This is a genomic window from Amycolatopsis sp. NPDC005003, assembly GCF_053600695.1.
In genome coordinates this window covers 98250-123090 of the sequence record NZ_JBSGAI010000012.1, presented here as the reverse complement: position 1 = coordinate 123090, position 24841 = coordinate 98250, and the positions used below count along the sequence as shown (strand labels likewise).

Annotated in this window: 25 protein-coding genes; 15 read left to right on the top strand and 10 right to left on the bottom strand. The window is 71.3% G+C overall.

Annotated elements, in window-relative coordinates; all coding sequences use genetic code 11:
- The first annotated feature begins 11 nt into the window (after positions 1–11).
- Genes ACWED2_RS16530 through ACWED2_RS16520 form a run of 3 tightly spaced genes read left to right on the top strand, consistent with a single transcriptional unit; the run spans position 12 to position 2807 of the window.
- A complete protein-coding gene (locus ACWED2_RS16530; RefSeq protein ID WP_449691320.1) occupies positions 12–965 on the top strand; it encodes a carbohydrate kinase family protein in 954 nt (317 codons plus the stop codon).
- Positions 952–2316, top strand: coding sequence for a flavin monoamine oxidase family protein (locus ACWED2_RS16525; protein ID WP_449691319.1), 1365 nt, complete (start codon positions 952–954; stop codon positions 2314–2316). The genes ACWED2_RS16530 and ACWED2_RS16525 overlap by 14 nt, the downstream gene beginning before the upstream one ends.
- Before the next feature lie 11 nt (positions 2317–2327).
- Positions 2328–2807 carry an SRPBCC family protein gene (locus ACWED2_RS16520; RefSeq protein ID WP_449691318.1) on the top strand — a complete coding sequence of 160 codons (480 nt, stop codon included), beginning with the start codon at positions 2328–2330 and terminating at the stop codon, positions 2805–2807.
- Positions 2808–2809: 2 nt separating this feature from the next.
- Here ACWED2_RS16520 and ACWED2_RS16515 read toward each other — a convergent pair whose 3' ends face one another.
- Together ACWED2_RS16515 and ACWED2_RS16510 are read right to left on the bottom strand one after the other, a co-directional pair.
- Positions 2810–4180 (bottom strand): aspartate aminotransferase family protein, encoded by a 1371-nt coding sequence (locus tag ACWED2_RS16515; protein ID WP_449691317.1) that lies wholly within the window; start codon positions 4178–4180, stop codon positions 2810–2812.
- 117 nt (positions 4181–4297) lie between these two features.
- Positions 4298–4792, bottom strand: coding sequence for an Lrp/AsnC family transcriptional regulator (locus ACWED2_RS16510; protein ID WP_449691316.1), 495 nt, complete (start codon positions 4790–4792; stop codon positions 4298–4300).
- A gap of 170 nt (positions 4793–4962) precedes the next feature.
- Here ACWED2_RS16510 and ACWED2_RS16505 point away from each other — a divergent pair, with 170 nt between their 5' ends.
- From ACWED2_RS16505 to ACWED2_RS16470, 8 genes are all read left to right on the top strand, one after another.
- Positions 4963–6327: an APC family permease gene (locus ACWED2_RS16505; protein ID WP_449691315.1), complete on the top strand. Its 1365-nt coding sequence runs from the start codon at positions 4963–4965 to the stop codon at positions 6325–6327.
- A gap of 94 nt (positions 6328–6421) precedes the next feature.
- A complete protein-coding gene (locus tag ACWED2_RS16500) occupies positions 6422–6922 on the top strand; it encodes a L,D-transpeptidase (RefSeq protein ID WP_449691314.1) in 501 nt (166 codons plus the stop codon).
- Between the two features lie 12 nt (positions 6923–6934).
- On the top strand, positions 6935–7699 hold the full coding sequence (locus ACWED2_RS16495; RefSeq protein ID WP_449691313.1) for a putative protein N(5)-glutamine methyltransferase: 765 nt from the start codon (positions 6935–6937) through the stop codon (positions 7697–7699).
- A gap of 35 nt (positions 7700–7734) precedes the next feature.
- Entirely contained in the window at positions 7735–8211 is a 477-nt protein-coding gene (locus ACWED2_RS16490; protein WP_449691312.1) for an RNA polymerase sigma factor, read from the top strand.
- Positions 8208–8801 (top strand): methylated-DNA--[protein]-cysteine S-methyltransferase, encoded by a 594-nt coding sequence (locus ACWED2_RS16485; protein ID WP_449691311.1) that lies wholly within the window; start codon positions 8208–8210, stop codon positions 8799–8801. The genes ACWED2_RS16490 and ACWED2_RS16485 overlap by 4 nt, the downstream gene beginning before the upstream one ends.
- 139 nt (positions 8802–8940) lie before the next feature.
- Positions 8941–9654 carry a 2OG-Fe(II) oxygenase gene (locus tag ACWED2_RS16480; RefSeq protein ID WP_449691310.1) on the top strand — a complete coding sequence of 238 codons (714 nt, stop codon included), beginning with the start codon at positions 8941–8943 and terminating at the stop codon, positions 9652–9654.
- Positions 9651–10022: a hypothetical protein gene (locus ACWED2_RS16475; protein WP_449691309.1), complete on the top strand. Its 372-nt coding sequence runs from the start codon at positions 9651–9653 to the stop codon at positions 10020–10022. The genes ACWED2_RS16480 and ACWED2_RS16475 overlap by 4 nt, the downstream gene beginning before the upstream one ends.
- The gene (locus ACWED2_RS16470; protein WP_449691308.1) at positions 10022–10501 is read left to right on the top strand and encodes a methylated-DNA--[protein]-cysteine S-methyltransferase; all 480 of its coding nucleotides are present in this window, start codon (positions 10022–10024) and stop codon (positions 10499–10501) included. Before ACWED2_RS16475 ends, ACWED2_RS16470 begins: the two co-directional genes overlap by 1 nt.
- On the opposite strand, the gene ACWED2_RS16465 is transcribed toward ACWED2_RS16470, so the two are convergent.
- Positions 10502–11101, bottom strand: a complete 600-nt coding sequence (locus ACWED2_RS16465) for a LysE/ArgO family amino acid transporter (RefSeq protein WP_449691307.1) — start codon at positions 11099–11101, stop codon at positions 10502–10504.
- Between the two features lie 149 nt (positions 11102–11250).
- On the bottom strand, positions 11251–12096 hold the full coding sequence (locus ACWED2_RS16460; RefSeq protein ID WP_449691415.1) for a radical SAM/SPASM domain-containing protein: 846 nt from the start codon (positions 12094–12096) through the stop codon (positions 11251–11253).
- Positions 12097–12206: 110 nt separating this feature from the next.
- On the opposite strand from ACWED2_RS16460, the gene ACWED2_RS16455 reads away from it, so the two are divergent.
- Positions 12207–14600: an ATP-binding protein gene (locus ACWED2_RS16455; protein WP_449691306.1), complete on the top strand. Its 2394-nt coding sequence runs from the start codon at positions 12207–12209 to the stop codon at positions 14598–14600.
- A gap of 6 nt (positions 14601–14606) precedes the next feature.
- Here the strand turns inward: ACWED2_RS16455 and ACWED2_RS16450 are convergent, their stop codons facing one another.
- Together ACWED2_RS16450 and ACWED2_RS16445 are read right to left on the bottom strand one after the other, a co-directional pair.
- Positions 14607–18032 (bottom strand): NACHT domain-containing protein, encoded by a 3426-nt coding sequence (locus ACWED2_RS16450; RefSeq protein ID WP_449691305.1) that lies wholly within the window; start codon positions 18030–18032, stop codon positions 14607–14609.
- Positions 18033–18115: 83 nt separating this feature from the next.
- A complete protein-coding gene (locus tag ACWED2_RS16445; protein WP_449691304.1) occupies positions 18116–18739 on the bottom strand; it encodes a TetR/AcrR family transcriptional regulator in 624 nt (207 codons plus the stop codon).
- 63 nt (positions 18740–18802) lie between these two features.
- Here ACWED2_RS16445 and ACWED2_RS16440 point away from each other — a divergent pair, with 63 nt between their 5' ends.
- Together ACWED2_RS16440 and pip are read left to right on the top strand one after the other, a co-directional pair.
- Positions 18803–20317, top strand: coding sequence for an FAD-dependent monooxygenase (locus ACWED2_RS16440; protein WP_449691303.1), 1515 nt, complete (start codon positions 18803–18805; stop codon positions 20315–20317).
- Positions 20318–20338: 21 nt separating this feature from the next.
- Positions 20339–21316 (top strand): prolyl aminopeptidase, encoded by a 978-nt coding sequence (gene pip / locus ACWED2_RS16435; RefSeq protein WP_449691301.1) that lies wholly within the window; start codon positions 20339–20341, stop codon positions 21314–21316.
- Here pip and ACWED2_RS16430 read toward each other — a convergent pair.
- The 4 genes from ACWED2_RS16430 to ACWED2_RS16415 all read right to left on the bottom strand — a co-directional run bounded on the left by ACWED2_RS16430 (position 21277) and on the right by ACWED2_RS16415 (position 24542).
- Complete coding sequence (locus ACWED2_RS16430; protein ID WP_449691300.1) at positions 21277–21888, bottom strand: hypothetical protein; 612 nt, start codon at positions 21886–21888, stop codon at positions 21277–21279. The two genes, pip and ACWED2_RS16430, sit on opposite strands and share 40 nt — an antisense overlap.
- A gap of 34 nt (positions 21889–21922) precedes the next feature.
- Positions 21923–22948: a 4-hydroxy-2-oxovalerate aldolase gene (gene dmpG, locus ACWED2_RS16425; RefSeq protein ID WP_449691299.1), complete on the bottom strand. Its 1026-nt coding sequence runs from the start codon at positions 22946–22948 to the stop codon at positions 21923–21925.
- Entirely contained in the window at positions 22945–23844 is a 900-nt protein-coding gene (locus ACWED2_RS16420) for an acetaldehyde dehydrogenase (acetylating) (protein WP_449691298.1), read from the bottom strand. Before ACWED2_RS16420 ends, dmpG begins: the two co-directional genes overlap by 4 nt.
- A gap of 113 nt (positions 23845–23957) precedes the next feature.
- Complete coding sequence (locus ACWED2_RS16415; protein ID WP_449691297.1) at positions 23958–24542, bottom strand: hypothetical protein; 585 nt, start codon at positions 24540–24542, stop codon at positions 23958–23960.
- A 72-nt stretch (positions 24543–24614) separates the two neighbouring features.
- Here ACWED2_RS16415 and ACWED2_RS16410 point away from each other — a divergent pair, with 72 nt between their 5' ends.
- Positions 24615–24830, top strand: a complete 216-nt coding sequence (locus ACWED2_RS16410) for a hypothetical protein (RefSeq protein ID WP_449691296.1) — start codon at positions 24615–24617, stop codon at positions 24828–24830.
- Positions 24831–24841: the final 11 nt, after the last annotated feature.

Below are 24841 nucleotides of genomic sequence, written 5' to 3'. Positions count from 1 at the left end.
GAGGAGGATCTGTGACGCAAACGGTGATCACGCTCGGCGCGCACGTGTTCGACGTGCAGGTCCGGCCGGTCGAAGCCATCCCGGACGGGCAGGGCGCGGCCCTGGTGGAGCAGATCCGGTTCGGTCCGGCCGGGACCGCGGCCGGCACCGCGCTGACCCTGGCCAAGCTCGGTGCGTCCGTGCGCACCGCCGGCGCGATCGGCACCGACCCGATCGGCGACCTGCTGCTGGCCATGCTGGCCAAGTTCGGCATCGACACCTCGCTGGTGGTCCGCCGCGCGGAGGTGCAGACCTCGGCGTCGGTACTGCCGATCCGCCCGGACGGCAGCCGGCCGGCCTTCCACGTCCCCGGCGCCAACCTCACCTACGGGCCGGACGACATCGCCGGCGCCGAGGTCGCCCGGGCCACCCACCTCCACCTCGGCGCACCCGAGCTGATGGGCGGGGAGAACGCCGCGAAGATCCTCGCCCCCGCCCGGGCGGCCGGCGTGGTCACCTCGGCCGACCTGCTCGCCCCCGGCGACCCCGGCATCCTGGCCTGGATCGCGTCCGCGCTGCCCCACCTGGACTATCTGCTGCCCAACGAGCAGCAGGTCCTCGGGCTGACCGGCGCCGAGACCCTCGAGGACGGCGCCCGCACGCTGATCGGCCAGGGCGTCGGCTGCGTCGCCGTCACCCGGGACGCCCGCGGAGCGCTGGTGATCACGGCCGACGACGTGGTCGCCGTGCCCGCGTTCGCGGTCGACGTCGTCGACACCACCGGCTGCGGCGACGCGTTCTCCGCCGGCTTCCTCCGCGGCATCGGCCTCGGCCGCACCCCGCGGGACGCGGCCGTGCTCGGCTCCGCCGCCGCGGCACTGGTCGCCCAGGGGCTCGGCAGCGACCACGGCGAGTTCGACCTGGCCGCCGCGGACGCCTTCGCCGCCACCGCGCCCACGCTGGAGAGCGCCGATGCGCCGCACTGACGTCGTCGTCGTCGGCGCGGGCCTGGCCGGCCTCACCACCGCCCGCGAGCTGACCGCGGCCGGCCGGGACGTCGTCGTCCTGGAAGCCCGCGACCGGGTCGGCGGCCGCACCCTCAACCACGACCTCGGCGGCGGCAAGGTGGTGGAGGCGGGCGGGCAGTTCGCCGGCCCCACCCAGGGCCACGTCCTCGCGCTGGCGAAGCAGGTCGGCGTCGGCACCTTCCCCGCCTACGACCAGGGCGCCTCGGTCTACGTCAGCGGCACGCGGACCCGCCGGTACCACGGCGACATCCCGCCGGACCTGCTCGCGCTGCCCGATCTCGGCGTGGCGATGCGCCGGATCGACCAGCTCGTCAAGGAAATCCCCGTCGACGCGCCCTGGCGGGCCCCGAAGGCCCGCCAGTGGGACGGCATGACCTTCGAGAGCTGGATCCGCCGCACCACGGCGGGCTCCGGCGCCCTCGACCTGGTCAACGTGCTCCTCGGCTCGGCCTACGGCGGCTCGGCGGCCGACGCCTCGCTGCTCTACAGCCTTTGGTACATCGCCACGTTCGGCAACGAAGTCACCCCCGGCACGCTCGAGCGCGGCTTCGCGGTGGCCGGCGGGGCGCAGGAGAGCCGGTTCGCCGGCGGCTCCCAGCTGATCTCCCAGCGGCTCGCCGACGAGCTGGACGGCCGCGTAGTGCTCGGGGCGCCGGTGCGCGCGATCGAGCAGGACGGGTCCGCGGTCACCGTGCGGTCCGATGTGGACACCTGGCGTGCCCGGCGGGTCGTGGTCGCCGTGCCGCCGGTGCTGGCCGCGCGGATCGACTGGCGGCCGTTGCTGCCGCCGCAGCAGGACGCCCTGTTCTCCCGGATGACCTTCGGGGCGCTGATGAAGTGCGAAGCCGTTTACCCCGAACCGTTCTGGCGGGCGGACGGGCTCAGCGGCCAGGGCGTGTTCCGGCGCGGGTCGACGATCTGCTCGATGTTCGACAACACCCCGCCCGACGGCGGCCCCGGTGTCCTCATGGGCTTCCTCGGCGGGCCCCAGTGGCACGCCTGGGCACCCCGGCCGCCCCGCGAGCGGCGCGCCGCCGTCCTCCGGGCCTTCGCCACCGTCGTCGGGAAGGCCGCCCTGCGGCCCGTCGAATACTTCGAGCAGGACTGGACCACCGAGGAGTGGACCCGCGGCGGCCCCACCTCCGTCGTCGGCCCCGGCGTCCTCACCGAGCTCGGTCACTGGCGCGACCGCCCGTTCGGCCGGGTGCACTGGGCCGGCGCCGAGCATTCCGACCACTGGAACGGCTACCTGGACGGTGCGGTCCGCTCCGGCGAAACCGCCGCCCGCGCCGTCCTCGCCCACGAGTAGAGGGGACGACGATGCGCGAATACACCGTTTCCGAGCAGGCGCTCATCCCGCACCCGGTGCGGCGCGTGTGGGAGGTGATCTCCGCGACGCACCGCTACGCCGAGTGGGTCCCGACCGTCCTGGCGGTGACCGACCACCACGGCACCGCGGAGATCGGCAAGACCTACCGCGAGCGCAACAAGTCCCTCGGCCCGCTGACCACCCGGTCGACCTGGACGGTCCGCGAGATCGAGCCGCTCACCCGCCGCGTCGACACCGGCGTCGGCTTCGCGCCGCTGCGGGACCTGACCAACGTGTTCGAGTTCGAGCCGATCACCCGCGGCGACGGCAGCGAAAGCACGTTGATGACCTACGCCGTCCGGTACCGCCTCGGCCTCGGGCCGCTCGGGCCGCTGGTCCACCGCGTCGTCGCCGCGGGGCTGCGCTCCGACCTGACCCGGGCGATGGACAACCTCGCCGACGTCGTCCTCGCCGAGGGGGTGCGTCCGTAGCCCTACAGCAGCTTCCACGCCTGCGTCAGCGCGTCCCGCAGGATCTGCTCCATCTCGTCGAACTGCGCCTGGTCGCACACCAGCGGCGGCGACAGCTGCACCACCGGCTCGGCGCGGTCGTCGGCCCGGCAGTACAACCCGCCCTCGAACAGCGCCTCGGACAGGAACCCCCGCAGGACCCGCTCCGACTCGTCGGCCGAGAACGTTTCCTTGGTCGCCTTGTCCTTCACCAGCTCGATTCCGTAGAAGAAGCCGGCGCCCCGGACGTCCCCGACGATCGGCAGGTCCGCCAAACGGTCCAAAGTGGACCGGAAAGCGTCCTCCTGCCGCAGCACGTGGCCGTAGAGGTCCTCCCGCTCCATCAGGTCGAGGTTCGCCAGCGCGACCGCGCACGAAACCGGGTGCCCGCCGTAGGTGGAGCCGTGCATGAACGTCGTCTCGCCCCGGGTGAACGGCTCCATCAACCGCTCCGAAGCCAGCACCGCACCCAGCGGCGCGTACCCGGAAGTCAGCCCCTTCGCGGTGGTGATGATGTCCGGCTGGTAGCCGTACCGCTTGGCCGCGAAGTCGTACCCCACCCGGCCGAAGGCGCAGATCACTTCGTCGGAGACCAGCAGCACGTCGTGCTTGTCGCAGATCTCGCGCACCCGCGCGAAGTACCCCGGCGGCGGCACGAAACACCCGCCCGTGTTCTGCACCGGCTCCAGGAACACCGCGGCGACGGTGTCCGCGCCCTCGAACTCGATCGCCTGCTCGATCCGGTCGGCGGCCCAGCGGCCGTACGCCTCGTAGTCGTCGGCGTGCTCGGGCGCGCGGTAGAAGTTCGTGTTCGGCACCCGCAGGGAGCTCGGCACCAGCGGCTCGAAGTCCGCCTTCGCGCCCGGGATGCCGGTGATCGACAGCGCACCCTGCGACGTCCCGTGGTAGGCCAGCGCGCGGCTGATCACCTTGTGCTTGCCCGGTTTCCCGGCCAGCTTGAAGTACTGCTTGGCCAGCTTCCACGCCGTCTCGACCGACTCTCCCCCGCTCACGGTGAAGAACACGCGGTTCAGGTCGCCGGGCGACGCGTCGGCCAGCCGCGAAGCCAGCTCGATCGCCGTCGGGTGCGCGTGCCCCCACAGCGGGAAGTACGCGAGCTGCTTGGTCTGCCGCGCCGCGGCCTCGGCGAGTTCCTCGCGGCCGTGGCCGACCTGCACGGCGAACAGCCCGGCGAGCCCGTCCAGGTAGCGCTTGCCCCGGGCGTCCCAGATGTAGGGGCCTTCGCCGCGCACGATCACCGGGACGTCGGTCTCGTCGTAGGCGGAGTGGCGGGTGAAGTGCATCCACAGGTTGCGGCGAGCGGCCTGCGCGAGGTCAGCGGCGGTAGCGGTCATACCCCGGTTATCGCATGCGCCAGCCGTCCAGCGCAAGCGATTCAGTCGTCCAGACCAACTTGAACGACTAATTAATGATCTGTTTCCGGCAACAACCTTCGGATTTAGTCGTCACGGTCAGCGAGTGCCCCACTGGTAGGTCTGTTTCCGCAGCTTGAGGTAGACCATCACCTCCGCGTGCCGGACGCCGGGGAGGGCGCGGATCCGCGTCGAGATCAGCTGGAGCAGCGCCTCGTCGTCGGCGCAGACGGCCTCGCAGAGCAGGTCGTAGCGTCCGGCGCAGAGGATCACGTAGGCGATCTCGTCGAGCTCGGCCAGTGCGTCACCGACCGGTTCCAGCGGGCCGTCGACGGTGATCGCGATCATCGCCTGCCGGAACAGCCCGACCTGCAAGGGATCCGAGACGGCGACGATCTGGATGACGCCGGAGTCGGACAGCCGCTGCACCCGCTGCCGGACCGCCGCCTCGGACAGGCCGACGGCCTTGCCGATCGTCGCGTACGCGCGCCGCCCGTCCTCCTGCAGCTGCGCGATGATCTGCCGCGAAATGTCGTCGAGCACCGGCGGGGCGGGCCGGCCGGCGGTGTCCTGGCTGCTCACGCCCCGGATCATCCCCGACGCGGGCGACGCCAGGCAAACCCGCCACGCCGTGACGATGAGTGACCGGATCCGAATGACCTAGCCGCTTCAGACAACGATTTCAGTCGTCAAAGGCGCGTTGACAACACCGAATCGGTGCTGTTCCATCCGTCGCACCCTGCTCCCGGCCGGAGGGAACGCCCGTGCCCCGTACGCCCGCCCTGCCTGACGTCGCCACCCCCGCGAAGGCCCGCACGCTCAGCCGGTCCATCGGCGTCGGCGGCGGCACGCTGCTGACCCTCAGCTGCGTGACGCCGGCGTCGTCCCTGTTCGTCCTCGTGCCCGGGCTGTTCGCCGACCTCGGCACCGGCACCGCGCTCGCCATCGCCCTGGCGGTGCTGCTCTGCGTCGGGATCGCCTTCTGCTACTCCGAGCTCGGGACGCTGGTGCCGAGCGCCGGCGGCGAGTACGCCATGGTGACGACGGTGGCGAACCGGTTCGCCGGCTGGCTGACGTTCATGCTGTCGTTCGTCGTCATCCTCGTGGTGCCGCCGATCATCGCGATCGGCGTCGCCGACTACCTCGCCGCCGTCGTCGACGTCAGCCCGGCGGTGGCCGGCGCGCTCGTCATGCTCGCCGGCACCGTGATGGGGCTGCTGAACCTGCGCTCCAACGCCTGGATCACCGGGATCTTCCTGGTCATCGAGATCGCCGCGATCTTCGTCGTGTCGCTGCTCGGCTTCACCCACACCACGCAGAGCCCCGAAGTGCTGGTGAAGCCGGCCCTCGGCACGAGCGGGATCGGGCTGATCGCCGTCGTCACCGGGCTCGCCGTCGCGTTGTTCGTGACGCAGGGCTTCAGCACCGCCGTCTACCTGGCCGAGGAGATGCGGGAGCCGCGGCGGACCGTCGCGCGGACGGTGTTCTGGACGCTCGGCATCAGCGCGGTCGTCATCCTGGTGCCGGTCGTGGCGATCACCCTGGCCGTGCCGGACACCGCCGCGCTCGCGGGCGTCGACCTGACCGCGCTGGTCACGGGCTGGAGCGGCAGCGCGGTCGGGGTGGCGATCAGCCTGTGCATCGCGGCGGCGATCGTCAACGCGGTGATCGTCATGGTCATCCAGAACTCGCGCGTGCTGTACGCCTCCGCGCGCGACCGGGCCTGGCCGACGCCGGTCAACCGCGCGATGAGCGTGGTGAGCGAGCGGTTCGGCTCGCCGTGGGTGGCCACGCTGGTGACCGGGCTGTCCGAAGCCGTCCTCTGCTTCGTGCCGGTGGACACGCTGAGCGGCGTCACCGGGGTCGCCGTCGTCGCGCTCTACCTGAGCGTCGCGGCCGCCGCGCTCGGCGCCCGCCGGGCGGCGCACCGGAAGCCGCACGTCTGGCGGATGCCGGCCTGGCCGCTCGTCCCCGCGCTCGCCGTCGCGGCGCTGGCCTACGTCCTGGTCGAGCAGAAGGCGCTCGACCTCGGCATCACCGCCGGGGTGCTGGTCGTGTCGGCGCTGTACTGGTGGGGGTACCTGCGCCGGCGTCCCGGGCACTGGGTGGTCACGGTGCCGCAGGAATAGCCACCACTCGATCGGGGTAATCCTCCCGCGCTCAACCTTCGGGGCCGGTCACCCGTATTGATCCCCGGCAGGTTCTTCGGCGAGGGGACTTCGGATGCGCATGGTGCTCCTGCTCGGCACGGTGCTGGTCGCGGCGGCCTGCTCGGCGCCGCGCACCACCACGCCGAGCCCGATCGCCGAGCCGGCGCCGCTGACCACCACCCCTCGGGCCACGCCGGTCACCACCGCTCCGCCACCCCCTCCGCCGGCGCCGCCGTGCGCGGTCACGACCGGCGCCTGCGTGAGCCTGGCGCAGCGGCTGGCCTGGCTGCTGCGGGACGGCCGGGTGGTGCTCGGCCCGGTCCCAGCCGGGTTCGGGCCGCCCGACCAGGCGACGCCCGCCGGGTCGTTCCACGTCGTGTGGAAGGACCGCGAACACCGCAGCAGCGAGTACGGCACCGACATGCCCAACTCGGTGTTCTTCGCCGCCGGCGGCATCGCCTTCCACGCCGGTCCGCTCGACGCGCCTTCGCACGGCTGCGTCCACCTGACCGACGCCGATTCGGCGGCGTTCTTCGACGGGCTGAACGTCGGTGACGCGGTGCAGGTCTTGTAGGCTTCCTCCTCGTTGGACACTTCCACCGTCGTCTCCCGGCTGCGCGCCGCGGGCTGCGTGTTCGCCGAGGACGAGGCCGACCTCCTCGTCGCCGCGGCCACGACCCCCGCGGAACTCGGCGCGCTCGTGGAGCGCCGGGTCGCCGGGCTGCCGCTGGAACACCTGCTGGGCTGGGCGGAGTTCCACGGCCTGCGCGTCACCGTGCGGCCCGGGGTGTTCGTGCCGCGGCACCGCACCGGGTACCTGGTCGACGTGGCCGTCTCGCTCGCTCCGCCGGACCCGGTGGTGGTCGACCTGTGCTGCGGCTCCGGGGCGCTGGGTGCCGCGTTCGCCGCGGCGCTCCGGCCGCGTGAGCTGCACGCCTCCGACGTCGAGCCCGCCGCGGTCGAGTGCGCACGGCTGAACCTCCCCGACGCCCGCGTGCACCGGGGCGATCTCTACGACGCGCTGCCGTCGTCCCTGCGCGGCCGGGTCTCCGTGCTCCTGGCGAACGTGCCGTACGTGCCTTCGGACGCGGTCGCGACGATGCCGCCGGAAGCGCGTCTGCACGAGCCGCTGGTGGCGCTCGACGGCGGCGCGGACGGCCTCGACCTCGCCCGGCGGGTCGCCGCCGGTGCGCCGGAGTGGCTCGCTCCGGGTGGGACGCTGCTGATCGAATCGAGCGAGCGGCAGGCGCCGGTGCTCGCGGAAATCCTTGTTGCCGCGGGGTTGTCGCCGCGTGTGCGCTCCTGCGACGACCTGGGGGCGACGGTCGTGACCGGTACCGCGAAATCGTGACCTCACGTTCCGGCCCTCCCGGACGTCTACCTGATGTGATCGCGAAACCGTTCGAGCAAGTCGTCACCGAGCACGGGCCGATGGTCCTCCGGGTCTGCCGGGCCGTGCTCGGGCCTGCCGACGCCGAAGACGCCTGGTCGGAAACCTTCCTGGCGGCGTTGAAGGCGTACCCGGAGCTGCCCGCCGGGGCGAACGTCCAAGCGTGGCTGGTCACGATCGCGCACCGGAAGGCCGTCGACGTCACCCGAGCGCAGGCCCGCGGCCCGATCCCGGTCGAGGACCTGCCGGACCGGCCCGGCCGGGCGGAGGCGTGGAACGGCGAGCTGTGGGACGCGCTGGCGAGGTTGCCGGAGAAGCAACGCCTCGCGGTCGCCTACCACTACCTGGGCGGGCTCCCGTACCGCGAAATCGCCGAGATCACCGGCGGCACCGCCGAGGCCGCCCGCCGCGCGGCCGCCGACGGCGTCAAGACGCTGCGGGCCTGCTACCCCCTGGAAGGAGTGCGCTCATGATCGACATGTTCCAGTTCTCCGGCAACGAGGCCCTGCTCGATTCGAGGGTGCTGCACGAGCGGCTCGTCGCCGACGCTGCTCGCGAGGGCCTGCTGGACGTCGCGTACCACACGGTCGACTCCCCGGTCGGCCCGCTGCTGCTGGCGGCGACGGAGCAGGGCCTGGTCAAGGTGGCCTTCGACCGCCAAGACCACGAAGCCGTGCTGGCCGGCCTGGCGACGGCGATCAGCCCGCGGATCCTGCGGGCCCCGTCCCGGTTCGAGGAGGTCACCCGCCAGCTCGACGAGTACTTCACCGGCGAGCGGCACACCTTCGACGTCCCGCTGGACCTCCGGCTGGCCCGGGGATTCCGCCGGGCCGTGCTGGCACACCTGGCCGAGATCGCCTACGGCAACACGGAAAGCTACGCCCAGGTCGCGGCGGCGGCCGGGAGCCCGAAGGCGGTCCGCGCGGTCGGCACGGCCTGCGCGCTCAACCCGCTGCCGGTGGTGCTCCCGTGCCACCGGGTGGTCCGCTCCGACGGCTCGTACGGCCAGTACGCCGGCGGCGAGCAGGCCAAGCGCCTCCTCCTGACGATGGAGGCGGCGTGAAAACGCACGAAGAACGCGTCGCCACGGCCGTCCACAACAACGGCTCCGCACTCCCGCCCTGCCGCCGAGCCGTCCGATCCGGCTGCTCGCACGGCGGCAGCAAGCACCCCACCCGAGTCCGGCCGACCGTGGAGGCACCATGACGACGTTCGAAGAACGCGTCGCCACGGCCGACTGGGCCGCGGTGGCCGCGGAAGTCGACGACTACGGCTGCGCGCTCCTGCCGCAGCTGCTCACCCCGGCCGAGTGCGCACGTCTCGTCGCGCTGTGGGACCAGCCATCCCACTTCCGGGCGACGGTGAACCTGCGCCGCCACCGCTTCGGCGACAACGGCGACTACCACTACTTCGCCTCGCCGTTCCCGGCCCCGGTGCAGCGGCTCCGGCAGGCGCTCTACCCGAGGCTGCTGCCGATCGCGCAGGACTGGTCCGCGCGCCTCGGCCGCGAGGCCGAGTGGCCGTCCACCCTGGACGAATGGCTGGCGGTCTGCCACGCCGCCGGCCAGCAGCGTCCGACCCCGATCCTGCTGCGCTACGAGACGGGCGGCTGGAACGCGCTGCACCGCGATCTCTACGGCGACAAGGTGTTCCCGCTGCAGGTGGTGATCAACCTCAACGCCCCGGGCACCGACCACACGGGCGGCGAGTTCCTGCTGGTGGAGCAGCGGCCACGCGCGCAGTCCCGCGCCACGGCCACACTCATCCCGCAGGGCCACGGCCTGGTGTTCACCACCCGCGACAGGCCGGTCCGTTCGGCCCGCGGCTGGTCGGCGGCCCCGGTCCGCCACGGCGTGTCGGTGGTCCGTTCGGGCCGCCGCCACACGCTCGGCCTCGTGTTCCACGACGCGGCATGACTTCGCTCGAACTCGAAGCGCTGCTGGCCCTGATCGGCCGGGCCCGGCACATCGTGATCGGCACGGACGCGTCCTCCCGGGCGGACGCCCAGCGGATCGCGGAGGCCTGGGGCGGCTTGGTGCTGGCGACGGTGACCTGGCCCGAGACGGCGGCGTCGTGGCTGCGCCAAGCCCGCCGCTTCGCGGCACCGGAGCCGGACGCGTGGGTGGTCAGCGCCACGCCGGCGGGCTGGGCGGGCATGGCGCGGCGTCTGCTGCTCTCGACGTCCTGGAGTCCCCGACGAACATTCGCCACCTCGGCGCCGGCCGGCGACCCGATCCCCGGCCTGCGCGGCGTCCACCCGGACGGCACGACTTGGGAGACCTGATGAAGCACGCGGTACTCGATTCCCCGATCGGCGAACTGACGCTGGCCGGCACCGACGACGTCGTGACCGGCCTGTACTTCCCGAACCACTGGCCCCGCCCGGACCGCACCACGTTCGGCGAGCGCGACGACACGGCGTTCCCCGAAGCGGCCCGGCAACTGAAGGAGTACTTCGCCGGCCAACGCACCGCGTTCGACGTCCCGATGCGCGCGGCAGGCCCCGACTTCGACCGCGCGGTGTGGGGCGAGATCGCGTCGATCCCCTACGGCACAACGGCAACGTACGGCGACCTCGCGCGCTCTTTGAAGGCGTTGCCACACGAGGTCGGCGCGGCAGTGGGCCGCAACCCGCTGAGCATCCTGGTGGCCTGCCACCGCGTGGTCGGCAAAGGCGGAAAGCTGACCGGCTACGCAGGCGGGATCAAGCGCAAGCAATTCCTCCTGGACTTGGAGCGCCCACCGGCTTCGACCCTGTGGTGATCACCCGCCGAGCAGCAGGCCGATCCCCAGCCCCGTCATGGTCACGGCGATCACAACGTCCAGCACTCGCCACGCCACGGGTTTCGCGAACACCCCGGCGAGCCGTCGCGCCCCGAACCCGAGCGCACTGAACCAGACGGCACTGGCCACCCCGGCACCGACCCCGAACACCCACCGCCCATCCCCATGGGCAACGGCAACGGAGCCGAGCAGCAGAACGGTGTCGAGGTAGACGTGCGGATTGAGCCAGGTGAAGGCAACACAGGCCAGAACGGCATTCCGCAGCGAGATCCGTTCCTCCCCGACAACCATCCCGGAAGGCTTCAAAGCCCGCCGGGCGGCAAACACCCCGTACCCGAGCAGAAACACCCCACCCCCAACGGCCACAACCCCAACAGCAGCCGGCCACCGCTCCAGCACGGCCCCCACCCCGCTGACCCCCAGCCCGATCAGCACCAGATCGGACACCGCACAGATGACGACGAGCGGAGCCACCACACCACCACGCAGGCCTTGCTGGAGCAGAAAGGCGTTCTGCGAGCCGATGGCCACGATCAGCGACAGTCCGGTACCGAAGCCGGCCAGGAGGAGAGGAAGCACCCCGCAACGCTATGACCGAGCAGCGCGTTACTCCAGCTAAAGATTCTTACGCAACATTAGCGTTCGTGATGTTCGATCTGGCGCTCGACGGCGCGACGCAATCTCTGCGCTGAGTACTGTCGCCCTCGCGCGCTGGCCGCCGGCCGGTGCTAAGGCGAACACCCACCGCCGCTGCCGCTGCTGCCCGACGCGCAGTTCGCAGTCCAGGTCGTCGCCTCGCCGATCGTCGCCCGGATCCGCCGGGCCGCCGCCCCGCGGACCAGCGTCGCCAACGGGAACTCCCTGACATTCCCGAACGACAACCAGCGCGACATCGGGCACGGGGTCACGGATCCGTCGGGCAACACCGCGACGACGTCCTTCGCGCACCGGCCGCACAGCTCCGTGACTTCCGGACGCCGGCCTGCCGCGCCCCGGCCGAAGTGCCTCAGCCGGTCCACCACTATCCGCGTGGCGCCCAGCTCCAGGAGCGCCACCTTGGCGCCTTCGACACGCTGCCCGGGACGGACATCGATGACTCCGACGTTCACCGGGATCCCCCTTGAGACCGCTGTCTCGATCGTCGCCGTCGTCCTGGCATGACTGCCCCGCCTGCCGACGATCGCGTCGTGCTCGGCCGGGTCGTCCGAGTAGTAACTCGTCCCCAGCTCGACACCGGGCAACGCGACCGCGGTCCACATGCGCGCGGACAGGCGGAGCAGGTTCGACGTGATCTCCACCCGCAGGCCCGCCGCCACCGCGTGGCCGACGAGCTCGGGCAGCTCCGGCCGCAAGGTGGGCTCGCCGCCGATGAACTGCACCTTCCGCGCGCCGCAGGCCGCGGCCTGGTCGATGACGCGGATCCAGTCGGTGCGGGTCATCGGGCCGTGGCGGCCGGCCGGGGCACTTTCGGCGTAGCAGTGGATGCACATGAGCTGGCATTTTCCGGTGATTTCCAGCCAAACGAGATCAACCGGGGCCGCAAAGCCGTCATCGTGCCGATCCCGAGTCTGCACAGTCACCCCTGCTGGTTCGAGGGCCGGTAGGGAATCCAGTCTCGCAGCGTTGGTCGCCCAGCGGGAGACGGTACGGATATACTCGGCAGCCGGACCTTCCAAGGGGAGTGATGGGCCGACCCGACGCAGCCGGCGACGACCCGGTACCGGTCCCCCAGGACGGGACCCGTTCGGTGCTGTCCGGACGCGCAGGCGAGGTCGTGCAGGCTCGCGATGTCAGCGGCGGGGTGCATTTCCACCGTTCGCGCCCGCCGGATTCCGGCGTTCCCCGGCAATTGCTCGGTGACGTACGTGGATTTGTCAACCGGACCGCCGAAATCGATCGACTGGACCGCGTGCTGCTGGGGCCCGAGCCGGCCGGGCTGACCGTGATCGTGGGTACGGCGGGCGTCGGCAAGACCGCGCTGGCCCTCCGCTGGGCGCACCGCTCGATGGGCCAGTTCCCGGACGGGCAGCTGTACGTGAACCTTCGCGGCTACGACCCGGGTTCACCGGTCACCGCCGAGCAGGCGCTGGACCGTTTCCTCCGTGCGCTGGGGGCGCCGTCCGGCCGGATTCCCGATGACGTCGAGGGAAAGGCCGCGCTCTACCGGTCGCTGCTCGCCGAGCGCCGCGTGCTGATCGTCCTGGACAACGCCGCGAACATCAGCCAGGTCCGCCCGCTGCTGACGGGCGGTTCGGCCTCCAGGATCATCGTCACCAGCCGCGACCGCCTCGAAGGGGTGATGGCGCACGACGGGGCGCAGCGCGTCACCGTCGAGATCCTGCCGGAGCCCGAAGCCGTGGCCTTGATCCGGACGTTGACCACCGACTACCGAGCCGGAGACGAGGCAGCGGATTTCGCCGAACTCGCCCGGCTGTGCGCCCGGCTGCCGCTGGCGTTGCGTATCGCGGCCGAACGCGCGGCCTCCCGCCCGTGGATGCCGCTGACCGAGCTGATCCGCAACCTGCGCGACGAATCCCGGCTCTGGGACGAGCTGGCGGCCAGCAGCGGCGAGGAATACGACGGCGTCCGCGCCGTGTTCGCCTGGTCCTACCGCTCGTTCTCCCCCGAGGCGGCGCGCATGTTCCGCGTGCTCGGCCTGCACCCCACCGCGGAGTTCGGCACGAGCATCGCGGCCGAGGCGGCCGGCGTGCCGGTGACCACCGCCCGGTACCTGCTCGACTCCATCGTCGGCGCGCACATGCTGGAGCAGACCGCGGCCGACCGGTACCAGTTCCACGATCTCCTGCGTGCCTATGCCACCGATGCCGCCCATCACGAGGAACCGTTGGAGCAGCAGTACGAGGCGCTGGCCCGGATACTGGCGTGGTACTTGCACACGGCCTACGCGACCTGCGAGGTCATGCACCAGTGGGGTCGGATGCTGGCCCCGGACGCACTGCCCGCACCCGCCACCGCGCTGCAGTTCCCCGACCACGACTCGGCGGTGCAATGGTGTTACCTCGAATGGCCGAACCTGTTCGCCGCGATCCAGGCCGCGGCCAAATCCGGGCTCGACGCGGTGACTTGGCAACTGACCCTGGCCACCGAACCGGCTATGCGGCGGGTACCGATCCACGACCAGCGCGTCGCGGTGGACATCGCCCTCGAAGCGGCCCGCCGCGACCAGGCTCGGCAAGGCGAAGCGGATCTCCTGGCGACGCTCGCCGAGATCGACCGGCTGCAGGGGCGGTTCGACGACGCCGCGGCCCGCGCCGAGGAGGCGTTGGCGATCTTCCGCGAGCTCGGTGACCACCACGGTGAGCGGATCGTCCTCAACTTCCTCGGGGTGAACCTGTTGCACCGGCGGAGGTTCGGCGAGGCGTCCAGCCGGTTCGAGGTCCTGCGGGCGCTGCAGCAGACCGAGGGAGACGTCGAAGGCGAGGCCGCGGCCCTGTTCAACCTGGCCGAGGCCTACGACGGGATCCGGCGGCACCGGGACGCGGTCGAAGCCGCTCGCCGCAGTGTGGAACTGGGGCGGGAGCTGGGAAACCGGCACATCGAGCTCGTCGGCCTCGTCTTCCTGGCGCGGGCGACCGCGAACCTCGGCGACGTCGCCGACGCACTCACCGACGCCGCACGCGGTGTCGAGATCGCGCGGGAACAACGAGACACGCGCACCGAGGGCTGGGCGCTGCTGGACTACGGCCGGATCCAGCGGCTCGCGGGCCGGTCCGAGGACGCGCTCGTCTCCTACCGGCGAGCCACGACCATCCATGAAGACGCGGGCGTCCTGGACCGGCTGGCCTGGTCGCTCGACGGAACCGGCACGACGTTCCGCGAGCTCGGCCGTCCGTCCGACGCCGTCCCGTTCCACCGCCAGGCGGCCAAAGTGGCCGGTGAGACCGGCTCGCCCTGGGTACTGGGGCTGGTTCTGGAGAACCTCGCGGAGTCGCTGGTGGCGGCCGGAGACGGCGACGAGGCCGTCGAGGTCCGCCGGGAAGCGGCCGGCCAGCTGGCGCGCCTCGACGACCTCGAAGCCACCGAACGGCTCGAACGGATCCGGCGGGCACTGCCCTGACCGGCACTATCCGGCCGTGACCCACGCGTGCAGCGACCGCAGCCGATCACGGACCGGGGCGGAAAGGCGCTTGTCGGCGAGGGCGTCGGTCAACAGCGCGGCGGCCTCGGCTCGGTGTCCGCTTTTCACCAGGTTGGAGGCCGCGAGCACGCCCTGGTCGACGGCCTCACCGTGGTGCCGCAGCACGTCCAGCCAGACCCTGATCGCCGCGTTCAGCAATCCGGCCTTCGCGAATTCGTCCGCGACCTTCACACGCTGTTCGGCGCCGACGTCACGCGTCAGCACCTCCGTCGAGATGCTTTCGGCCTCGGCTGCGCCGCGGATCTCGATCCACACCGCGACCCACCCGTCCAGCTTACTGTCTTCGAATCTGCTGCGCACAGAGCGGTTGACCACATCGATCGCCTCGGTCTTCATGCCCGCTGCGTTCAGAGCCTTGGCGAGCCGAAGCTGCTGGTACTCCGAGCATTCCAAGACGTGTTCGACCGCTGCAGTGAGCAGATTCGCCGCCCGGCCGGGTTGTTGGTTTTCGAGGAGCTCGAGAGCGAGATCGATCCACCTTTCCGCGGTGGCCTCGACGCGCACCTTCGTGATGAGCTCGTCCCCGAGAGCCTCGTGGCCGGAGGAGCAAAGAGGAGCTGCCGCCCGCACCCAATATTCCGGGCCGCGGCTGATGCTGGTTTCATAGACGAACCGGGCCTCTTCTTGATCGTGCTCTTCAAGCAAAACCCGGCAGGCGTTGTCGAAATCCCGGCGTCCGAGGGGTCCGTCATTGAGGGCGAGCCGCGCCGACTCACGGATCATGGAAAGGCTCTTGTCGCCGAGAAACGGCAAAACGACCCTGACCAGACGTTGCCCACTCCAAGGCGGTAACTTTTCCGCCTGCTCCAGCAGGTCGGCCGTGGCGTTGCAGGAGGTGAACACCACAGCGGCCAGCATCAGTTCGAGCTCTCCTGCGTGCGGATTGGCGAGAGCGTGACCAGCGGCTTCCAGTGCGGCCGCGGAGTGCAGTTTCGACTCCAACGCTTGGGCGGCTTCCACCAGGTGACGGCCCGGCCGGCCGGCCGCGGCGGCGGCGACCTCCGTGACCGCGTCGGACTGCCCCACGGAAAGCACCGCGTCCGCAGCGTCCCGGAAATCCGCGGCACGGGAATCAGCCGAAGCGAAGATTCGGCGAGCAGCCCACAAAGCCTCGTCGCGGCAGCCCGCTCGCGCGGCGAGGTGAGCCACCGCACCCCAGCTCGCGGCACCGCCGTCCCAAGAATCCGCCAAGCGGCTGTCGTTCTCGGTGTACTCGAAGCCGCCACCCTCGGCATCAGCACCGGCACGCAGATTGCCGACCAGGTCGCGAACCATTTTCGCGGCCGATACCGTGCAGTCGGATTCCAGGAGGAACGAGATCAGCGCCATGGTCAGCACGCGGTCATGTTCGGCCGTCGCGGTGATCCTGGCCACCAGTTTCTCGACGCGTCGAGAACCGTCCGGCACCACGTCCCGAAGCACTTCGAAACCGCGCTTCATTCCGGCCAAACTGGCGTGCCGGAGGAAGCCTTCGAGCCAGTCGGCCGCGGCCTGCGCATCGGTGAGGCGGCCGAGCACGGCGGCGGCCTCGATCCGGATGGCCTCGGCCGGATCGGCGCCGTCCCGCAGCGCACGCAAGCGGTCGATGCCACGAGAACCCAGCATCTGCGGCATCAACAGACTCAGGACTTCGCCGACCGATTCGACGTCGTCCCACGGACTGTCCCGTACGCCGTGGCAGACCAGGAGATCCAGGAGCCGGTCGACCACTGCCGCGGTGAGCTCGTCGTCGACGTCGATACCCTCGCCGACGAGCCGGCCGGCGAGCAGCACTCGTTCGCCGGTGCCTTGGAGGAGCGCACGCAGGACGCGTCCGACGTCGTGGTTCTCGCGTCCCCACAGCACGAAGGTGAAGAGCGCGAGGACGCGTTTGGCGTCGCTCAGCCCGCGCTCGATCCACTCCTCCAGGTTGGGGAAATCAGCCGGGATCTCGCCGGCCCGGGACCGGGCCGCGAGAAACTCGGCGAAGGAGTGGTGCCGAAACTCCAGGTCGCCCTCGCGGGGCACGAAAACACCGGTCCCGGTCAAGACCGCGCGGAGGTCTCCCTGCCACCCGTCCGGGACATCGGCGCGCCGGTCAGTCACCCATTCCTGGGCGGCTTCGATCAGCGGCGACTCGGTCTCGAGGCGGTGGACGGCGAGGTGCTCGACGAGATCGACGCGCTGTCCCTGCAGCCAGTCCAGCAAGGCCAGCCGGGCCGGGTGGTCACGGGCCCCGCGCCGCAGCTCGGCGAAGGTGTCGCGACGGCTCGCGCCTTCGTCGAGGAGGTAGGCCATGAAGCGGCCGTAAAGATCGATTCTGCTGTTCGGCAGCGGCCGGCCCGGCTCGAGCGTGTAGGCGATCGCGGCGATGGTGGCCTGCAGGGGGTTTCGGACGAGCTCGCGCAGCCTGCTGTCCCGGATCTGCCGTACGAACTCGGCAGCTTGCCCGGCCTGCTTGATCGGCTCGAGCGGGTTCTGGTCCCGGAACCAGACTCGGGCGAACTCTTCGAGCTCGACCGGGCTGAACGGCTGGATCTGGAAGCCGTCGATGTCGGTGCGTTCGAGCGGCAGCAGTTCGTGGTGGGGCAGCGGCCGGGTGGTGATGACCAGCCGGTGGTCCATGCTCCGCCGGATGCGGTCGGCGAGGGCGGCGATCACCTGGGCGCGGGTCTGCGGTTCGACGATTTCGTCCAGGCCGTCGATGAACACGAGCCAGCGAGCACCCAGCGCCCGGCGCGCCAGCAATTCGGGCCGGGGCTTCTCGTCGAGCCGCTGCCCCAGCACGGCTTGCAGCCCGGAAGCCAGCAGCTCACCCCAGGCCGCGTTCTCGGCCAGCGCACGCGCCGGGATCCGCACCGGCAGCACCGGCTCGGCAATCGGGGGCCCACCGCGGTCGGCGCCGAGCCAGTACTTCAAGATCTGCTGCACGTACATGTAGCCGACGGTCGACTTTCCCGCGCCGGGCTCGCCGGTGATCAGGAGGTGCCCGCCGCGGTTGAGCGCCTCGGTCATCGTGAGGGTGCGCTCACCCGGCTCACCGGTTCGACGCTCGAGTTCCGCTGTTCCCCGGTCTGGCTCGGGCGACCGATCGGTGGCCTGCGCCCGCATCGTCTGCTGCACGTAGACGTCGACGAGGTCCGGCTGCCGGACGCCGAGCAGCGCGTACGGCAGCGACTCGGTTGCCCCTTGCTGCGCGGTCAGCAGGTCCCGGAGCTGAGGCGTGAGCTCCGGCCGGTCGTCCCACGACGTCAGCGGCGGCCGTGGCGGAGCCTCGCCACCGAGGTGAATGCTCAGCTGCTCGATGCTGCCCGCCTGCACCACCGGCCCGGAAAAAGTTCCGTCCTTGATTTCGTTGCGGTGTCCGGTCATCAGTCGTTCAGCGGGCCGGACGCGGGGCTTGGAGCAGACATGCGGTCAAACCTAGCGGCGCACCAGCGCGGATTCCAGAACGCTCAGCCGGGGAAGTCGCCCACGCCGTGTTCCACCAGGTCAAACGCCTGATCGATCACGGCCACCTGCTCCCGCCGCACCACCTCCGCATCGTCCCCGGCCACGATGCGACCCATCGCGTGCGCGAACACGGTCGTGATCGCCGTCGTCAGCAGGCCCGCCACCATGCGAGACCGGAAAGCCTCCCCCGTCTCCTCTGTCAGCACCGAGGTGAACGCGTCCGCGATCTCCCGCTCCTGCTCGTACCACCGCGCCATCAGCGCCGGGCTCGACGTCAGCACCCACCAGAACCCCGGGCCGCCCGCGATCGCGCCCGACAGGGGGTGGCCCGAAGCCAACAGCGAGTGCTGGTGGCGGCGTAACGCCTCACACGGTGACACCCCGGCCGGACGAGTACGGAGCACCGAGGTCAGCTCCGCCAGGCGGTCCGCGTGGCGGTCCAGGAACAAGTCCTCCTTGCGGGGGAAGTAGTTGAACACCGTCATCTTCGAGACGCCCGCCGCCTCGGCTATCTCCGCCACCGTCACCTCCTCGAAGCCGCGCTCGATGAACAAGCCTGTGGCCACGTTGGAGATCAGCAGGCGGGTGGCCTGCTTCTTCCGCTCGCGCAGTCCGGGGTCCGCCATGCGCCGAGTATAGACCGAGCCCAAAGTTTGACTCGGTAAAAGTTTCGCGGCATCATCGGTCCCATGAACATGGATGTGGTGATCTCCGGGGGCGGACCGGTCGGCTTGATGCTGGCCTGTGAACTGCGGCTGGCGGGCGTGGACGTGCTCGTCGTCGAACGGCTGCCCGAGCCGGACCAGACGATCAAGGCCGGGTCGGTCAACCTGACCACGGCCGAAGCCTTCTACCGGCGGGGGCTGCTGCCCGCCATGGACGCGGTCGTGCAGCGGAACTTCGCGCAGATCCAGAAGTTCCTCGAGTCACGCGGCGGGAGTGGGCCGAAGGCCGTCCCCGTCGGGCACTTCGCCGGGATCATGGTCACCTCCGACGGGGTCGACTTCGACGACCCCGCCTTCCGGGAGGTCGGGCCCGCCGCCCGGGTGGTCGTGATCCAGCAGCAGGACGTCGAGGCGATCCTCGCCGGACGCGCCGCCGAACTGGGGGTCGAGGTCCGGCGTGGCGTCGAGCTCACCGGGTTCGACGCCGACGGCGACGGTGTCACCGTGCACCTCGGTGACGGCGAATCCGTGCGCGCCGGCTGGCTCGTCGGGTGCGACGGGGGCCGCAGCCGGGTCCGCAAGCTGGCGGGCTTCGAGTTCCCCGGGACCGATCCCGCCATCACCGGACGGCAGGCGCTCACCGAGCTCACCGGCGCCGAAGCGCTGCCCGCCGGGTGGCAGCACGGCACCGGCGGCCTCTACGTCCACGGGCCGACGCCCGGGCGGATCCTCACCGTCGAGTTCGACGGACCGCCCGAGGACCGGGACGCGCCGGTCACCGCGCAGGAAGTCGAAGACAGCTTCCGGCGCGTCTCCGGTGCGGACGTCCGGGTGACGAAGCTCCACAGCGCCACGCGCTTCACCGACAACGCACGCCAGGCGAGCACCTACCGCCAGGGCCGCGTGCTGCTGGCCGGGGACGCGGCGCACGTCCACTCCCCCTTCGGCGGGCAGGGCCTCAACCTCGGCATCGGCGACGCCGTCAACCTCGGCTGGAAGCTCGCCGCGACCATCCACGGCTGGGCGCCGGACGGCCTGCTCGACACCTACACGACCGAGCGGCACCCGATCGGCGAGTGGGTCCTCGAGTGGACCCGGGCGCAGGTCGCGCTGATGCGCAGCGACGTGCGGACGAAGGCGCTGCGCCGGGTCGTCGACAACCTGCTGCACACCGGCGACGGCGCGACGTACCTCGCGAAGAAGCTCTCCGGTGTCCTGCACCGCTACCCGATCGAGGGCGAGCACGACCTCACCGGCCGCGCCGCGCCCGACTTCGCCTTCGCCGACGGCACCCGGCTCGGCGAACGCCTCCACGACGGCAAGGGCCTGCTGCTCGACCTCGGCGACCACGCCGGCCTGCGCGAGACGGCGGCCGGCTGGGGCGGGCGCGTGAACGTGCTGACCGCGAAGTGCGACAGCGAGCCGTCGCTGACCGGCGTGCTGGTCCGGCCGGACGGGCACATCGCCTGGGCGCGCGAGGACGGGACGACGGCCGGCCTCGAAGGCGCCCTGCGCGGGTGGTTCGGCGAGCCCGCCTGAGAGCCGGGCAGGATGGGGCGGGTGAGCGGACTCCACCCGCCCGTCGAGCCCTACGACCACGGGCTGCTCGACGTCGGCGACGGGCACCACGTGTACTGGGAGACCTGCGGGAACCCGCACGGCAAGCCGGCGGTCGTGCTGCACGGCGGCCCCGGGCAGGGCTGCACGCCGGGCATGCGGCGGATGTTCGACCCGGCCCGCTACCGCGTCGTGCTGCTGGACCAGCGCGGCTGCGGCCGGAGCCGTCCGCACGCCGCCGACCCCGCGGCGTCGCTGCGGCACAACACCACGGACCACCTCGTCGCCGACCTCGAGCGGCTGCGGGAACACCTCGGCATCGAACGCTGGCTGGTGACGGGTGGTTCGTGGGGCACGACGCTCGCGCTCGTGTACGCCGAACGCTTCCCGCACCGGGTGACGGAAATCGTGGTCAGCGCGATCAGCACGACGCGCCGGTCGGAGATCGACTGGCTGTACCGCGGCGCCGGCCGCTTCTTCCCCGAGGCGTGGCAACGCTTCCGCGACTTCGCCGGGGACGACGACGTCGTGGCCGCCTACGCCGGGCTGATGGCGGACCCGGACCGGCGGGACGACGCCGTCCTGGCTTGGGACGCCTGGGAAAGAACGGTCCTGTCCCTCGAACCGGGAGCCTCCGCGGAGGTCCACAGTGGACCGCCGGACGACGCGCTGCGGGCGTTCGTCCGGCTCACCACGCACTACTACGCGCACGCGGGCTGGCTCGAAGAGGGCGCGGTGATCCGCGACGCCGGGCGCCTCGCGGGCATCCCCGGCGTGCTGATCCACGGCCGGCTCGACCTCAGCTGCCCGGTGACGACGGCCTGGGAGCTGGCCCAGGCGTGGCCGGGTGCCGAACTGCTCGTCGACGACCGGTCCGGACACGACGCCAGTGACGTCAAACGCGCCTGGAAGCTCGCCGCGCTCGACCGGTTCGCCCAGGCTCAGATCCGCTCGCCGAGCAGCACCGCCAGGCGGGCGTAGACCTCCTTGCGGTGTTTGACCAGGTAGGCGATCGCGAGCCGGTTCTGGCCGTGGACGTGCTTGCCGGTGATGATCATCTCCGCGTTGCCGGTGCCGGCGAGGTCGCAGAAGTAAGCGCCCTCGCCGGCCCCGGGCACCGCCGTCACCGGACCGCCGCAGTCCTTTTTGGAGTTCTCCAGCGCCTTCGCGGGCGGGTAGGAGCGGGCTGAGGAGATGATCCACAGGTCGAGCAGCCAGGGGTGCACGTACTTGCCCTCGTAGCGGCACTGGAACTCGGTGTCCGGCACGTACGTCTCGTCGGGCGGCTGCTCGGTCGCCAGGAGGTCTTCGCTGGTCCCCAGGAGCTCCTGCAGCTCCGCCGTGCCGAGGAACGGGCAGGCGGCGGTGACCTTCACCGGCGACGCCGGCGGCGTGAACGGCGGCGGCTTGGTGGTCGTGGCCGCCGCCGTCGGTGCCGAGGTGACCGGTTTCGGCGTGGTGAGCAGCGGGATCGCGGGGGTGATCGGACTCGAGCAGGCGGCGAGACAGGCCGCTACCGGTACCACCGCGAGCGCGAGCCGGATTCGTTCCATGGCGTCATCACGCTCGCAACCGCTTTCCGGTTGCCTACTTCTCCGCGGCCAGCTGCACCGCCACGTCGATGATCATGTCCTCCTGCCCGCCCACCAGCGCGAGCTCGCCACACCGGCGCAGGATCGCCTGCGCCGGGACGCCGTAGCGCTCCGCCGCGCGCTCGGCGTGCAGCAGGAAGCTCGAGTACACGCCCGCCCAGCCCTGGACGATCGCGTTGCGGTCCATCTTCGGCCAGCGGTGCAGGTACGGGCGGACGACCTCCTCCGCCGCGTCGAGCAGGGCGCCGACGTCGAGGCCCGTGTCGATGTCCAGGCGGTCGAACACCGCCGCCAGTACCTCCGTGGGCGAGTTGCCCGCGCCCGCGCCGAGGGCGCACAGCGAGCCGTCGATGTACCGGACGCCCGCTTCGTAGGCCAGCACCGAGTTCGCGACGCCGAGCGAAAGGTTCTGGTGCCCGTGGTAGCCGACCCACGCCGTGTCGCCGACCTCGGCGACCAGCGCTTCGAACCGGGCGCGGGCCTCGTGCATCAGCAACGCGCCCGCGGAGTCCGTCACGTACGCCGCCTGGCAGCCCGCGTCCACCATGATCCGGGCCTGCTTCGCCAGGTCCTCCGGCGGCGTCCGGTGCGCCATCATCAGGAACCCGGCCGTCTCCATGCCCAGTTCGCGCGCCAGGCCGAAGTGCTGCGGCGAGACGTCGGCTTCGGTGCAGTGCGTCGCCACCCGGACCATCTCCGCACCCGCGTCGAACGCGCGCTGCAGGTCCTCCGCCGTGCCGATGCCCGGCACGAGCAGCACCGCGATCTTCGCCTGTTTCGCCTCTTCGCGCGCCGCCGCGATCAGCTTGAGCTCGTCGACGGCCGAGAAACCGTAGGTGAACGACGAGCCACCGAGGCCGTCGCCGTGGGTCACCTCGATCACCTCGACGCCCGCGCGGTCGAGCGCGCGCACGGTGTCGCGCACCTGCTGCTCGGTGAAGCGGTGGGCCATCGCGTGGCTGCCGTCGCGCAGCGTCGTGTCGACGATCCGGACGTCGTGCTTCAGTTCGGGGCGGCTCATGCGGGCACCTCCTGCTTCGCGCGCGCCATCAGCTCGCCGACGCGGGCGGCCGCGGCGGTCATGATGTCCAGGTTCCCGGCGTATTCGGGCAGGTAGTCGCCGTTGCCGCGGACCTCGAGGAAGATGCCGACCCGCGCGTTGCCGTCCCAGTCTTCGCGCGCGTCGTCGAACTGCGGATCCGCCCGCAGTGTGTAGCCCGGCACGTACTTCCGCACTTCGCCGACCATCTCGTGGATCGACGCGCTGATCGCGTCGCGGTCGGCGTCGAGCGGGATCGCGCAGAACACCGTGTCCCGCATGATCATCGGCGGCTCGACCGGGTTGAGGATGATGATCGCCTTGCCGCGCCCGGCACCGCCGATCTCGGCCACCGCCTGCGACGTCGTGCGGGTGAACTCGTCGATGTTCGCCCGCGTCCCCGGGCCCGCACCGCGCGAAGCGACCGACGCGACGATCTCGGCGTACGGCACCGGCGTGACCCGGGAAACGGCGTGCACCATCGGGATCGTGGCCTGACCGCCGCAGGTGATCATCGAGACGTTCGGGGCGTCGAGGTGCGCGCCGAGGTTCACCGGCGGGCACACCATCGGGCCGAGGTGCGCCGGGGTCAGGTCGATCGCCTGGATGCCGGCCTCCTCGTACCGCGGGGCGTTGGCGGCGTGCGCCTTCGCCGACGTCGCTTCGAACACGAGTTCCGGCAGGGGGTCCTGGCGCAGCAGCCAGTCGACGCCTTCCGCCGAAGCCGCGATCCCCTGCGCACGGGCCCGCTCGAGGCCGTCCGACTCGACCACGCCGACGACGTAGCCGACTTCGATCACTTCACTGCGTCGCAGCTTCGCCAGCAAATCGGTGCCGATGTTGCCAGGGCCGACGATCGCCGCCATCACGGGAGCCATGCCCCGACGGTCGCACCGGGCCCACGGCCGAAGACAGTCAGACGTTCCGTTCACCGGAACGCCCGGTCCGGTGCCGGGTCGCTGCCGAGCGGCGAGCGCGGCCGGCGCCGCGTTCAGGGGCGAACGCAGCGCTGGGTCACCTCGTCCCAGGTGCCGCCGCCAGACAGGCAATCGGCGAATTCGCGCTGCCCGTCGACCCAGGCCTTGTGGCTGGCGCAGATGTCGTACTTCAGTTCATCGCCGTCTCGGCACTCGTACCCGTACCGAGGTGGCTTCCGGGCCGGCGTCTTGCGCACTGGCGCCTTGGTCGTGCCGGCCGGCGCCTGCGCCGATGTCGTCGACGGGACGCTGGAAACGGGTGTCGTGGTGACTGTCAGGACAGGCGTCGGCTCAATGGTGAGCACCGGTTCGGTCGTGTGGGGCGAAGCGGGCACCTGCAGGGCCGGCGGGGACGTGCCGCATGCCGCTGTCGCCACACCTACGGCGAGCAGCATCCCCAACCACCATGTCTTCATGTGCGCTTCCTCGGCGACTTCGAACAACCGGACCGTGATGCAGTCGTCGCGGAGGCCGTGCCGGTTACCGCGGTCCGGGCATCGTCGCTGGATCGCAACCTGACCGACCGGGTCCCCGCGGCGACGCCGGCACTTCACGGAAGCCAGCAGGAATGCGGCGACTTGATCGCCGCGCGGGGTCACCTCGGACGTCCGCCGGTTTGATCGACTCCCGATCGGGGAAATTCCGGGACACACCCGATCGAGGAGGTTGCGATGGCCGAACGGCGTTGGCACTTCATCCCGGAAACGGCTGCGCTGTGCTGGCTCTTCCTGGCCGTAGGGGCGGTTCTGCTCGTGTCGAGCATTCTCAGCCTGACCGGCACGGACAGCCGGGCACCCGTGCTGACGGTGATCGCCGCGGTGGCGGCGGTGGCCCTGATCGTCATGTCCGCGGTCGGCCTGGTCCGGCCGAAGCTGCGCGGCCGCTGACCGGCCGGGCC

What these genes read in the sequence shown, in the direction of transcription:
- ACWED2_RS16525 (WP_449691319.1), top strand. Translation starts at nt 952, where the DNA reads ATGCGCCGCACTGACGTCGTCGTCGTCGGCGCGGGCCTGGCCGGCCTC.
- ACWED2_RS16520 (WP_449691318.1), top strand. Translation starts at nt 2,328, where the DNA reads ATGCGCGAATACACCGTTTCCGAGCAGGCGCTCATCCCGCACCCGGTG.
- ACWED2_RS16515 (WP_449691317.1), bottom strand. Translation starts at nt 4,180, where the DNA reads ATGACCGCTACCGCCGCTGACCTCGCGCAGGCCGCTCGCCGCAACCTG.
- ACWED2_RS16510 (WP_449691316.1), bottom strand. Translation starts at nt 4,792, where the DNA reads ATGATCCGGGGCGTGAGCAGCCAGGACACCGCCGGCCGGCCCGCCCCG.
- ACWED2_RS16500 (WP_449691314.1), top strand. Translation starts at nt 6,422, where the DNA reads ATGCGCATGGTGCTCCTGCTCGGCACGGTGCTGGTCGCGGCGGCCTGC.
- ACWED2_RS16485 (WP_449691311.1), top strand. Translation starts at nt 8,208, where the DNA reads ATGATCGACATGTTCCAGTTCTCCGGCAACGAGGCCCTGCTCGATTCG.
- ACWED2_RS16480 (WP_449691310.1), top strand. Translation starts at nt 8,941, where the DNA reads ATGACGACGTTCGAAGAACGCGTCGCCACGGCCGACTGGGCCGCGGTG.
- ACWED2_RS16475 (WP_449691309.1), top strand. Translation starts at nt 9,651, where the DNA reads ATGACTTCGCTCGAACTCGAAGCGCTGCTGGCCCTGATCGGCCGGGCC.
- ACWED2_RS16470 (WP_449691308.1), top strand. Translation starts at nt 10,022, where the DNA reads ATGAAGCACGCGGTACTCGATTCCCCGATCGGCGAACTGACGCTGGCC.
- ACWED2_RS16455 (WP_449691306.1), top strand. Translation starts at nt 12,207, where the DNA reads ATGGGCCGACCCGACGCAGCCGGCGACGACCCGGTACCGGTCCCCCAG.
- ACWED2_RS16450 (WP_449691305.1), bottom strand. Translation starts at nt 18,032, where the DNA reads ATGACCGGACACCGCAACGAAATCAAGGACGGAACTTTTTCCGGGCCG.
- ACWED2_RS16445 (WP_449691304.1), bottom strand. Translation starts at nt 18,739, where the DNA reads ATGGCGGACCCCGGACTGCGCGAGCGGAAGAAGCAGGCCACCCGCCTG.
- ACWED2_RS16440 (WP_449691303.1), top strand. Translation starts at nt 18,803, where the DNA reads ATGAACATGGATGTGGTGATCTCCGGGGGCGGACCGGTCGGCTTGATG.
- ACWED2_RS16430 (WP_449691300.1), bottom strand. Translation starts at nt 21,888, where the DNA reads ATGGAACGAATCCGGCTCGCGCTCGCGGTGGTACCGGTAGCGGCCTGT.
- dmpG (WP_449691299.1), bottom strand. Translation starts at nt 22,948, where the DNA reads ATGAGCCGCCCCGAACTGAAGCACGACGTCCGGATCGTCGACACGACG.
- ACWED2_RS16420 (WP_449691298.1), bottom strand. Translation starts at nt 23,844, where the DNA reads ATGGCTCCCGTGATGGCGGCGATCGTCGGCCCTGGCAACATCGGCACC.
- ACWED2_RS16410 (WP_449691296.1), top strand. Translation starts at nt 24,615, where the DNA reads ATGGCCGAACGGCGTTGGCACTTCATCCCGGAAACGGCTGCGCTGTGC.